Origin of the sequence: Sedimentibacter saalensis (assembly GCF_007830175.1) — a bacterium.
Classification (GTDB): Bacteria; Bacillota; Clostridia; order Tissierellales; family Sedimentibacteraceae; genus Sedimentibacter; species Sedimentibacter saalensis.
Genome location: NZ_VLKH01000009.1, coordinates 145,836 through 157,376, shown reverse-complemented (window position 1 = coordinate 157,376; position 11,541 = coordinate 145,836). Strand labels below are relative to the sequence as shown.

The 11,541-nt window shown below is 36.6% G+C and carries 8 protein-coding genes, 1 rRNA gene and 1 other annotated feature; of the genes, 6 read left to right on the top strand and 3 right to left on the bottom strand.

The window, feature by feature from the left end:
* Together rrf and LY60_RS14250 are read left to right on the top strand one after the other, a co-directional pair.
* A 5S ribosomal RNA gene (gene rrf, locus LY60_RS14255) occupies positions 1 to 105 on the top strand; the annotation flags it as partial.
* A gap of 153 nt (positions 106 to 258) precedes the next feature.
* Entirely contained in the window at positions 259 to 1,467 is a 1,209-nt protein-coding gene (locus LY60_RS14250) for a DNA polymerase IV (protein WP_145085279.1), read from the top strand.
* 32 nt (positions 1,468 to 1,499) lie between these two features.
* Here the strand turns inward: LY60_RS14250 and LY60_RS14245 are convergent, their stop codons facing one another.
* The gene (locus LY60_RS14245; protein ID WP_019228117.1) at positions 1,500 to 1,718 is read right to left on the bottom strand and encodes an alpha/beta-type small acid-soluble spore protein; all 219 of its coding nucleotides are present in this window, start codon (positions 1,716 to 1,718) and stop codon (positions 1,500 to 1,502) included.
* A 146-nt stretch (positions 1,719 to 1,864) separates the two neighbouring features.
* Positions 1,865 to 2,059 (top strand) — a binding site (T-box leader).
* 75 nt (positions 2,060 to 2,134) lie between these two features.
* Here LY60_RS14245 and serS point away from each other — a divergent pair.
* Positions 2,135 to 3,412 carry a serine--tRNA ligase gene (gene serS / locus LY60_RS14240; RefSeq protein WP_145085276.1) on the top strand — a complete coding sequence of 426 codons (1,278 nt, stop codon included), beginning with the start codon at positions 2,135 to 2,137 and terminating at the stop codon, positions 3,410 to 3,412.
* A 430-nt stretch (positions 3,413 to 3,842) separates the two neighbouring features.
* On the opposite strand, the gene LY60_RS14235 is transcribed toward serS, so the two are convergent.
* Positions 3,843 to 4,778: an AEC family transporter gene (locus LY60_RS14235; RefSeq protein WP_145085273.1), complete on the bottom strand. Its 936-nt coding sequence runs from the start codon at positions 4,776 to 4,778 to the stop codon at positions 3,843 to 3,845.
* A gap of 94 nt (positions 4,779 to 4,872) precedes the next feature.
* Positions 4,873 to 6,270: a sigma-54 interaction domain-containing protein gene (locus tag LY60_RS14230; protein WP_145085270.1), complete on the bottom strand. Its 1,398-nt coding sequence runs from the start codon at positions 6,268 to 6,270 to the stop codon at positions 4,873 to 4,875.
* A 293-nt stretch (positions 6,271 to 6,563) separates the two neighbouring features.
* Between LY60_RS14230 and LY60_RS14225 the strand changes: the two genes are divergently transcribed.
* The 3 genes from LY60_RS14225 to LY60_RS14215 all read left to right on the top strand — a co-directional run bounded on the left by LY60_RS14225 (position 6,564) and on the right by LY60_RS14215 (position 11,389).
* Positions 6,564 to 7,463 carry a trans-4-hydroxy-L-proline dehydratase activase gene (locus tag LY60_RS14225; protein ID WP_145085267.1) on the top strand — a complete coding sequence of 300 codons (900 nt, stop codon included), beginning with the start codon at positions 6,564 to 6,566 and terminating at the stop codon, positions 7,461 to 7,463.
* Between the two features lies 1 nt (position 7,464).
* Positions 7,465 to 9,837, top strand: coding sequence for a trans-4-hydroxy-L-proline dehydratase (gene hypD, locus LY60_RS14220; protein WP_145085264.1), 2,373 nt, complete (start codon positions 7,465 to 7,467; stop codon positions 9,835 to 9,837).
* A gap of 154 nt (positions 9,838 to 9,991) precedes the next feature.
* Positions 9,992 to 11,389: an MATE family efflux transporter gene (locus LY60_RS14215; RefSeq protein ID WP_145085261.1), complete on the top strand. Its 1,398-nt coding sequence runs from the start codon at positions 9,992 to 9,994 to the stop codon at positions 11,387 to 11,389.
* Positions 11,390 to 11,541: the final 152 nt, after the last annotated feature.

Genomic DNA, 11,541 nt, shown 5'->3' with positions numbered 1-11,541 from the left:
AGCAAAGAGGACACACCCGTTCCCATCCCGAACACGGAAGTTAAGCTCTTTAGCGCTGATGATACTTGGTGGGAAACTGCCTGGGAAAGTAGGACGTCGCCGGGTAATGAAAACAGTTGAAATTTTTCAACTGTTTTTTTGTTATTAATTTATGATTTATAAATATTATTGAATTCAATAACTCATTAAAAGAACAAGCGCCTTGAATTTAAAGCTCAAAAAGGATATACTTGTATAAAGATTAAAGGAGGTGTGAAGATGGAAAGAGTTGTTTTTCTGGTTGATATGAATGCTTTTTTTATAAGTTGCGAAAGTACGCGCCATCCTGAAATTGCAGGGAAGCCTGCAGCAGTAGCAGGTGACCCTGAAAACCGAACCGGAATAATTTTAACTGCAAATTATGAAGCCAGAAAATATGGAATCAGGACCACTATGGTTCTCAGGGAAGCATTCAGGCTTTGCCCTGATCTTGTTGTAATCCCACCGGACCATCGTTTCTATGAAGAAAAATCAAGTGAATTAATGGAAATTTTATCTTCATTCACTCCTGTTGTAGAACAAAACAGCATCGATGAAGCATGGCTTGACATGACAGGAACCGGAAAAATTTTCGGTCAACCTCTGGAAGCTGCTAAAAATATAATGGAACGCATAAAAAGTGAACTTAATCTGTGGTGTTCCATTGGTATTTCTGAAAATAAATTTTTATCTAAAATGGCTTCAGAGATGAAAAAGCCTCTTGGGATTACAGAGCTTTGGAAGAAAGACATACAAGAAAAAATGTGGATTCTTCCTGTTGGCAGCATGTATGGAGTTGGAAAACAAACTTCTATTAAGCTTCAAAATATGGGATTGAGAACTATAAAAGACCTTGCTCTTTCAGACAGGGATTATTTAATAAGCAAGCTGGGAAAGATGGGCGGAGAAATTCATCTGCTGGCAAACGGCATTGACATGTCGCCTGTTGCACCTCACTGTGAAGGTGACATGAAATCAATTGGAAGGTCTGTTACTCTATCACATGACACCACCGATATAGAATTTGCAAAATCAGTTCTTTTAGAACTTTCAGATGATGTGGGAATGTCTGCAAGAAAGTATAAAAAAAAGGGCCACACAGTTCAAATAGTAATAAAGTATTCGGATTTTAAAAGCATCACAAGGCAGATGAGCGTTCCTCCTACCTGTCTGGTGAAGGATATTTATACTGCAGGAGTTCATCTTCTTAAGGCTAATTGGAACAGAAATCCCGTGAGGCTTCTTGGCATAAGTTTAAGTGGTTTTGATAAAAATCATGAATCAAAACAAATATCATTATTTGAACTTCCAAAATCAGACAATGAAATGACAAGTAACAACAAAATTGACAGCCTTGAAAATGCCATTCATAATATACGTCAAAAGTACGGATCTTCAATAATAAAGCCAGGTACTTTAATGGACTTAGATAATAATAGAAAATTATAAATTAAATCCCCGATTGAATTCGGGGATTAATGTTATGTGATTTTTGTTCCTTTGTGTTCTATGTTGAATTGTTTTTTTGCTTTTTCTATATATCCACCCACGTAGCCGTTTTGTCTTGAAGTAAGATTTCCTCTGTCTGTTGCCTGTGGGTTAGCTATGTCAAGTTCTCTGGACATTTCGGCTTTCATCTGATCTAAAGCCATTCTTGCTTCAGGTGAGACAATATTTTTACTTAATATTTTATCATCCATATTAAATTCCTCTCTTTATATGAATATTATTGTCTCCATTTTCAAAATTAAACGTAGAAATAATTGTTATTATATTTTTATTTGGAAACAATATTAAAAAAGCTTTGCAATTTGAAAAAAATGTTATATAATAATCAAAACAAATATTTTAAGCGATGATTAAAGCTTCGATTTATGAATTTCTCAAGAGAGCCGGTGGTTGGTGAGAACCGGTGAAAGACTAAATCTTTCCACTTTAGGAGCTGTCGGTGATGAATCGAAGGTTAGTAACCTTTATAATACTGCGAGTGGTCAGCTTATGCTGACAATTTGGGTGGCACCACGGTTCTTTCGTCCCATGTACGGGATGGAGGATTTTTTTATTGTTTAAAAATATTGCGGCATTTGCCGGTAAAAAAATAATTTGGAGGTTTGACATGTTAGATTTAAAATTTGTGAGAGAAAATCCTGAAATAGTAAAAGAAAATATTAAGAAGAAATTTCAGGACAACAAGCTGCCTATGGTGGATGAAGTAATAGCACTGGATGTTGAAAGCAGAGAAACAAAACAAAAGGCTGACAATTTAAGAGCAGACAGAAACAAAATATCTAAGGAAATCGGCGGACTCATGGCCAAAGGCAAGAAGGAAGAAGCTGAAGAGCTGAAGCTGCAGGTTACAAAGGATTCTGAAATGCTGGCTGAACTTGAAGCAAAAGAAGCAGAGCTTGAAGAAAAGATTAAAAAAATAATGATGACACTTCCTAACATAATCGATCCAAGCGTTCCAATAGGCAAGGATGACAGTGAAAATGTGGAAGTGCAGAAATACGGTGAACCGGTTGTTCCAGACTTTGAAATTCCATACCACACTGAAATAATGGAAAAATTCAGCGGACTTGACCTTGAAAGTGCAAGAAAAGTTGCCGGAAACGGATTCTACTACCTCATGGGAGACATTGCAAGACTTCATTCAGCTGTTATTTCATATGCAAGAGACTTCATGATAAACAGGGGCTTTACATACTGCGTACCTCCTTTCATGATAAGAAGCGAAGTTGTTACAGGAGTAATGAGCTTTGCTGAAATGGATGCCATGATGTATAAAATCGAAGGCGAAGATTTGTACCTTATAGGAACAAGCGAGCACTCAATGATAGGCAAGTTCATAGATACAATTCTTCCTGAAAGCTCATTGCCTCAGACATTAACAAGCTATTCTCCTTGTTTCAGAAAAGAAAAGGGAGCTCACGGCATAGAAGAAAGAGGAGTTTACAGAATCCACCAGTTTGAAAAACAAGAAATGATTGTTGTCTGCAAACCGGAAGAAAGCCCAAAATGGTTTGATGTGTTGTGGCAGAACACTGTTGATTTGTTCCGCTCACTGGATATTCCTGTAAGAACCCTGGAATGCTGTTCAGGAGATTTAGCAGACCTTAAGGTTAAATCTGTTGACGTTGAAGCATGGTCACCAAGACAGAAAAAATACTTCGAAGTTGGAAGCTGCTCTAATTTAGGAGAGGCACAGGCAAGACGTCTGAAAATTCGTGTAAATGGCGAAGAAGGCAAGTATTTTGCTCATACACTGAACAATACTGTTGTTGCTCCGCCTAGAATGCTTATAGCTTTCCTGGAAAACAACCTGAATGAAGATGGTTCAGTAAACATCCCTGTTGCTCTTCAGCCATACATGGGCGGTATGACTGTTATAAAATAGATTTTCAAAGTATTGTAACAAAAAAACGAAAATGGAATAATATAAGTACAAGTACAAAATAAAGGATTTGATAATATGTGGTGTACTTTATTCCCATGGTTCATACTTGGTTATGGAGTTGGCAGGTGCAATAATCGCTGTCGCAGAAGATGCTGCAGAAGATTCTAGCTCATAAAGAGTCAACTTTTATATAAACAGATGAAACAAAAGCTGCAGTTGTATTAGTTTTCAACTGCGGCTTTTTTATATACTAGGAAAATTCTCTTTCCTAGTATATAAAAAACGGGGATTGCAAAGGGCGGGACGCCCTTGCCGTCAAGGGGGGTGCTCAGCAAAAAATACGTCAGTATTTTTTGCGCGGTCGGGGGACATAGGTCCCCCTAGCGGAGTTGCGGAGCAACTTTTTATTTGTATCATTGGCAACAAATTATTATGGAGCAAAATATGTTGTGAATTGTATCAGTGCAGGTACTGTTATCAAGGAAAGCAGTGTTGTTGCAGATACAATTATGGCTGCAAATTCTTTTTCTTTATCAAAACTTTCTGCAAGGATGGAAGTCATGGCAGAAGCAGGCATGGCAGTCATGACAATAACAGAATTGACAGCCTTAGAATAATCATTTAACAGCAGTGAAAATAAATATATGGTTAATGGAATAGCAACAAGTTTTAATGTTATTCCGTAATATATTGTCCAGTCTCTGAAGTGGTTTTTAATTTTTACATTTGACAGAATGTTTCCTATAATGAACATGGATAATGGTCCAGTAATGTTCCCTATGCTTTTAATGCTTGAAAAAATAGGAGCAGGAAGCCTTATGCCTGATATCATCATGAAGATTCCTATAAATACTGCTAAAATAGATGGATTTAATATCACGCTTAACATTTCTTTTTTGATTTCATTTTTATTTAGAGAACCTTTAAAAAGCAGGAGCCCGTAAGTCCAGACAAATACAACAAAAAACATGTTGAATATTGATCCGTAAATTACACCTTCTGCACCATATATGGAATATAAAACTGGAAAACCAACATAACCGGTATTTACGAAGACATTGGCAAAATGAAGGATTATTTTTTTGTCATTTTTCACAGGAAAAAGAGCAAGCCAAGAAAAGACGGCCATTAATGCATATGCAGTGAGGCTTAAGTAAAATGTCTTTAAAACATTTGTCCTTATGGTGTCGTCATATGTAAAAATAAAAGAAGAAACAATCATGAAAGGCAGTGCTATTTTTATTAGGATATCTGTAAGTCCCTTGTTGATTTCTGGGGTAATTATTTTTTTCTTGCTGCCATAAACTCCTACAAGGATTATTATGAAAAGCGAAAAAACACTTTCTGCAATTGCTGATACTTCCAAAAGAATACCTCCTTTTTAGTGTATATTATCTTATGTGGAATATTTATTTGGTTACAAAAAAAGAAAACCTCATAAAGGTTTTCTAAGCACTTTTTTAATCTAATGTTTTGTCCATTTTTATGTTTAGCTTATCCATTTTGTAGTACAGTGTCTGCCTTGGAAGTCCAAGTTTTTTAGAAGTTTTGGAAATGTTGCAGTCATATTGCTTAAGTGCGTTTATTATTACCTTTCTTTCAAACTGTCCTACTTGTTCACTCAGAGTAAGGAGTGAAGAACTATCATCTGTTAATAAATCATCTGTCATTTTAACGTCAGCATTTGTTTTTTTATTTTTCAGTTTAAAGTAATCAGGGAGATCACTTTTAGAAATTGTGTTGCTTTCAGTTATATTTACAGCATATTCAATTGAATGTTTTAGTTCTCTTACATTTCCGGGCCAGTCATAACTCTTGAAAAACTCCAGAACTTCATCTGAAAATCCTTTTATGTTCTTGTTAAGCTTACTGTTAAAAAATTCAAGGAAATAATTACTTATTTCAATTATGTCTTTTTTGTTTTCCCTGAGAGGAGGAAGACTAAAATTTATAACGCTAAGTCTGTAAAATAAATCTTTTCTCAGTGTGCCTGCTTCTATTGCTTCATATGGGTCTTCATTCAAAGCTGCTATAACACGAACATCAACCTCATGGGACTTGTTTTCCCCAAGTCTTCTTATGTGGCCTTCCTGCAGGAATCTAAGGAGCTTAGCTTGTAATGTAATATCCATGGAATTAATTTCGTCAAGAAACAACGTTCCGCCTTCAGCTGATTCGATGAGACCTTTTGAATCCTTTGCTCCAGTAAAACTTCCCAGGGCAGTTCCAAACAAAATACTTTCGAAAAGTGTGCTTGGGATGGCAGCACAGTTTTGTGCTATAAAAGGTTTATTTCTGCGTGTACTTTCGCTGTGAAGGCACTGTACAACCAGTTCTTTTCCTGTTCCGGTTTCGCCGTAAACAAGGACGGGTGAATTGCTGTTGGCTGTTTTTTTGATTTTTTCTTTCAATTCTTTTTTTTCCTTGCTGTTTCCAATGATGTCATTGAGTGTGTATACGGTATTTTCCATGAAGCCTTTGCTGCTCTTGGTCTGGTTCATGTTATTGTATTTGTCCACATCAGAAAATATTTCAACAACACCTACAAGGTGCCCGTCTTCATATATTGGAACAGTGCTTGAAAGAATTGTTACTCTCTTATCCTGGTAGTTATAGTAATTTTGAACATAATTTTTTAAACCTTCCCCGGTTTTCAATGTTCTCAAAATGGTGCTTGTTTCTTCTGTAAGTTTTGGAAAAATTTCAAGCATATGTTTTCCTACAGCGTTTTCAACATTCAGCCCGGCAAGATCATTGATTGACTGATTATAGAATATTACCCTTCCTTCATTATCAACAATAAATATTCCACAATATAAGTTTTCAGATATTAATTTCAAAATATTTTTATAGTCCATGATATCCTCTGTTTCTGTTTTTGTGATTTACACTCTTTTAACCATAATAGCACTGAAAAAAATGAAATTCAACATATTTGAATAAATCAAATGTTGTAATTTGTCGATTACTGTTATAATATCAGCATAGGAGCCGATTTATTGAAAAATATGAAAATTTTACAACTGTCATAAAATCGGGCACATTTTTGTATTAAAAATTATACATAAAAATAAAAACATTGAAATTTAAATGCTAATTATTGGCTTGAAAATTGCATATATAATTGTATGAAAATATAATTGGAGATAAAATGAATACAGCAAATATTTTTAACATACAAAAGTTTTCTGTACATGACGGACCCGGCATAAGGACAACCGTATTTTTTAAGGGATGTCCACTTAAATGCCTGTGGTGCCATAATCCAGAGAGCCAGAATATAAACACTCAAATTCTTTACGACAGGGACAAATGCGTTCTTTGCGGAACATGCGAAAAAATTTGTCATAAAAAAGCCATTAAAATTGAAAACAACAAGCTTACTACAGATGAGTCATGTGACTGCTGCGGGCAATGTGTAATATACTGCATTCAGGGCGCAAGGCAGATTGCCGGAAAAGTATACACTGTTGATGATGTAATGAAGGAAGTTCTGAAGGACAGGGTTTTCTACGAAAAATCCAGCGGAGGAGTGACATTATCAGGAGGAGAGCCTTTGATTCACATTGATTTTGTAGAAGAGCTCCTAAAAAAACTTAAGGATAATAATATTCACACTGCAGTTGACACCTGTGGAGCCGTGAGCTTTGAAAATCTTAAAAGAGCAGCAAAATATACGGATGTGTTCCTTTACGACATCAAGCTCATGGATGATGAAAAGCACGTTGAGTTTATCGGAATGTCAAATAAGCTGATTCTTGAAAACATAATAAAATTATCTGAAATCCACAACAATATTAATCTCAGGATGCCCATAATTGAAGGTGTCAATGGAGACGAAGAACACATTATTAAAACAATTGAATTTATTGAAGGGTTAAACATCAGCAAAGTAAATCTACTTCCATACCACGACATAGCAAAGCACAAATACAAAAAACTAGGAAAAGTTTATGAAGATGACAGGATGTCAAAACCATCCGATGAAAAGATGCAAAAATTTAAGGAAATGTTTGAAAATAAGGGCTATAAAGCAAAAATAGGAGGTTAATATGAGAGGCTATACAGAAAGAACAAAGATGTTGAGACTGGAAAGTGTGTCTACACAGCCTAGGGTAAGTTTGGAAAGGGCACTGCTTGAAACGGAGTTTTATAAGAATAATTTCGGAACCGTGGAAATCCCGGTGCTCCGTGCAATGAACTTTAAATATCTAATGGAAAACAGGAAACTGTACATTGGTGAAGGTGAGCTTATAGTTGGAGAAAAAAGCGAAGGACCTCAGGTTGTTCCCACATTCCCTGAACTTTGCGCCCACACCGTTGAAGACATGACTGTAATGAACGAAAGAAAATACATCAATTTCAAAGTCAATGAAGAAGACAAAACAGTACAGGCTGAAACAATTCTGCCTTACTGGCAGAACAAGTCCACAAGAGACAAAATTCTTGCCTCCATGACACAGGAATGGAAAGATTGCTACGCAGCGGGAATGTTCACGGAATTCATGGAACAAAGGGCTCCGGGACATACAGTTGCAGATGATAAATTTTATCACAAGGGATTTTTGGAATTTAAAAAGGAAATCCTTGAAGCAATTGATGAGCTGGATTTTTTAAATGACAAGGATGCTTACGACAAAAAGGCACAGCTTGAAGCAATGGCAATTTCATGCGATGCCATAATGATTTACGGACAAAGATATGCAGCCTATGCAAGGGAACTGGCTGAAAAAGAAACTAACCCAAAACGAAAGGAAGAACTTTTGTGGATTGCCGGAAACTGTGATGTTGTACCTGCAAACAAACCGGAAACTTATGCACAGGCTCTTCAGATGTACTGGTTTGTGCACATAGGTATCACAACAGAACTGAACACATGGGATGCATTTTCTCCAGGAAAGCTTGATCAGTACCTGTATCCTTTCTATAAGAAGGAAAAAGAATCAGGAACAATTGATTACCATAAGGCAAGAGAGCTGATGGAGTGCCTGTGGATAAAATTCAACAACCAGCCTGCTCCTCCAAAAGTGGGAATAACCCTCAAGGAAAGCGGAACATACACTGACTTTGCAAACTTCAACACCGGAGGAATAAATCCTTACACGGGTGAAGACGGAGTGAATGAAGTTTCATACATCATACTTGATACCATGGATGAAATGAGACTTCTCCAGCCAAGTTCAAATGTGCAGATAAGCGAAAAAACACCTGATGAGTTTTTAAAACGCGCTGTTGAAATTTCCAGAAAGGGATGGGGACAGCCGGCATTTTACAACACAGAGGAACTCATACAGGAGCTTATAAACGCAGGTAAATCTCTTGAAGATGCAAGGTTCGGAGGTTCCAGCGGATGTGTTGAAACAGGATGCCATGGAAGAGAAGCATATGTATTGACGGGATATCTCAACGTTCCTAAAATATTCGAGCTTGCAATGAACAATGGTTTTGACAAGTACACAAACAAGCAAATCAGCATTCAAACCGGCAATCCTGAAGACTTCAAATCATATGAGGAGCTTGAAGCTGCATTTTTTAAACAGCTTGAACACATCATCAATGTTAAGATAAGAGGAAACAACGTAATAGAAAAAATATTTGCAGAACACATGCCTTCACCATTCATGTCTGTTCTTACAACCGGCTGCAAGGAAAGCGGAAAAGATTACAACGCTGGCGGTGCTAAGTACAACACAAGGTACATTCAGATTGTTGGAATAGGAACAATCACTGACTGTCTGGCATCAATAAAATACAACGTGTTTGAACAAGGACGATTTACCATGAAGGAACTACTTGCTGCCATAGATGCAAACTTTGAAGGCCATGAAATGATTCATAACCTTGTTCTCAATCATACACCAAAATATGGAAATGACGATGACTATGCAGATGACATTATGCTGGATGTTTTTGAAAATGTAAGAGACAGAATAAGAGGAAGAAAGGCAGTATGCGGCGGAACGTACCAGATTGACATGCTTCCGACAACCTGCCACGTATATTTCGGTTCTGTCATGACAGCATCAGCAAACGGAAGGCTCAAGGAAAAACCTGTTACAGACGGTATTTCACCTGAGAAGGGGGCAGATACAAACGGTCCTACTGCAGTTATAAAATCATGTGCAAAAATGGATCACACTTCAACGGGAGGAACACTTTTAAATCAGAAGTTCACACCGTCGTCAATAGCAGGAGAAGAAGGACTTGACAATGTGTCAGCGCTTATAAGAGCTTACTTCCACATGATGGGTCACCACATTCAATTCAACGTCATAGACAAGAGCACTCTTCTTGACGCACAGAAAAATCCTGATGAATATAAGGACCTTATAGTGAGGGTTGCAGGATATTCAGACCACTTCAACAACCTTGAAAAGGCTCTGCAGGATGAAATAATTGACAGAACAGAACAGTCATTTAACTAAATAACTCATCGGCAAATGTGAATATCACATTTGCCTTTTTGTTATTTTTTTAAAATGTTTTCCTATGGCTATGCTAAAAAATAAATTTGAATTATTGACTTTGATGCTAAAGTGATATAACATCAAAATGATATTCTTTTGATTGGAGCAAGTAATGAAGCATAATATTAATAAATATGATATAACTGAAGGGGTTATATGGAAACAGATACTCATATTCTTTTTTCCTATTTTGCTGGGAACATTTTTTCAGCAGCTTTACAACACTACAGATGCCATTGTTGTGGGAAGATTCATAGGAAAACAAGCGCTGTCGGCCGTAGGGGGAACAACAGGCACTCTTATAAACCTTCTTGTTGGTTTTTTTGTTGGACTTTCTTCAGGAGCCACAGTAATAATTTCACAGTATTATGGAGCAAGAAAACATGATGATTTAAATGTTGCTGTTCACACTGCCATAGCAATGGCAACCATAGGAGGAGCACTTTTCACAGTTGGAGGAATACTGATTGCTCCTATTGCACTTGAAGCAATGGGAACTCCTGAAGATGTAATACAATATTCCCTGATTTATATAAAAATATACTTTGCCGGAATGATTCCAAACATGGTTTACAATATAGGTTCAGGAATTCTCAGGGCAGTTGGGGATTCAAAGAGACCTCTTTACTTTTTGATAGCCAGCTGCATTATAAATATAGTGCTTGACCTGTTGTTTGTAGCGGTGCTCGGTCTTGGTATTTACGGCGTTGGTATAGCCACTGTGTTGTCACAGTGCATAAGTGCATTTCTGGTAATTTATATATTAATGCATACATCCGAGTCATACAGGATAATGCTTGGTAAAATTAAAATAGATAAAGACAAGCTTGCACAAATTTTCAGAATAGGACTTCCTGCAGGGTTTCAGTCTTCAATGTACAACATAGCAAACATAGTGATACAGTCAAGTATAAATTCCTTCGGTACAGACACGGTTGCCGCCTGGACTGCATTTTCAAAAATAGACGGATTGTTCTGGATGATTATGGGAGCCTTTGGTGTTTCCATTACAACTTTTTCAGGACAAAATTACGGTGCGGAAAAAATCGACAGAGTGAAAAAAGGAGTTCGCCAGACCCTTGTAATGTGCATGGGAGCAGCAGTTACCTTAAGCATAATATTGTACTTTACAGGACAGTATGTGTACCTTTTGTTCACTGAAGATGCTGCCGTTGTTGAAAAAGGAATGGAAATTTTAAAATTCCTAGTTCCCACATATTTTACATTTGTATTTATAGAAATATTGTCAGGAGCGCTGCGAGGCATGGGAAATTCGCTTGTACCAATGCTTCTCACTAGTATAGGTGTGTGCGGATTAAGGGTTTTATGGATATTAATAGCAGTTCCAAAAAGGCCTGAAATCAAGACGGTTATATTCAGCTATCCTTTGAGCTGGGCTGTAACTTCAGTGTTGTTTATCATATACTACATGTATTTTTGGAAAAAGAGAAGACATAACACAGAAGGTGAAACAAAAATAGGAACAGAAATAGAATCAAAAATGGCATAAACTTGACATATAATTTCAATAATTTATAATGTAAATAGATGTAATTTTTGGAATAATAAACTTAATTGCATTTAAGCGTTGATTTTTCGGATAAACTTCGACTAAATCTGCAATATTTTCATGATAAAATAATTTGTAAAATAAAAAAAGGA

Coding starts and splice junctions, on each gene's coding strand:
- LY60_RS14215 (WP_145085261.1), top strand. CDS start 9,992: ATGAAGCATAATATTAATAAATATGATATAACTGAAGGGGTTATATGG.
- serS (WP_145085276.1), top strand. CDS start 2,135: ATGTTAGATTTAAAATTTGTGAGAGAAAATCCTGAAATAGTAAAAGAA.
- LY60_RS14225 (WP_145085267.1), top strand. CDS start 6,564: ATGAATACAGCAAATATTTTTAACATACAAAAGTTTTCTGTACATGAC.
- LY60_RS14250 (WP_145085279.1), top strand. CDS start 259: ATGGAAAGAGTTGTTTTTCTGGTTGATATGAATGCTTTTTTTATAAGT.
- LY60_RS14245 (WP_019228117.1), bottom strand. CDS start 1,718: ATGGATGATAAAATATTAAGTAAAAATATTGTCTCACCTGAAGCAAGA.
- hypD (WP_145085264.1), top strand. CDS start 7,465: ATGAGAGGCTATACAGAAAGAACAAAGATGTTGAGACTGGAAAGTGTG.
- LY60_RS14230 (WP_145085270.1), bottom strand. CDS start 6,270: ATGGACTATAAAAATATTTTGAAATTAATATCTGAAAACTTATATTGT.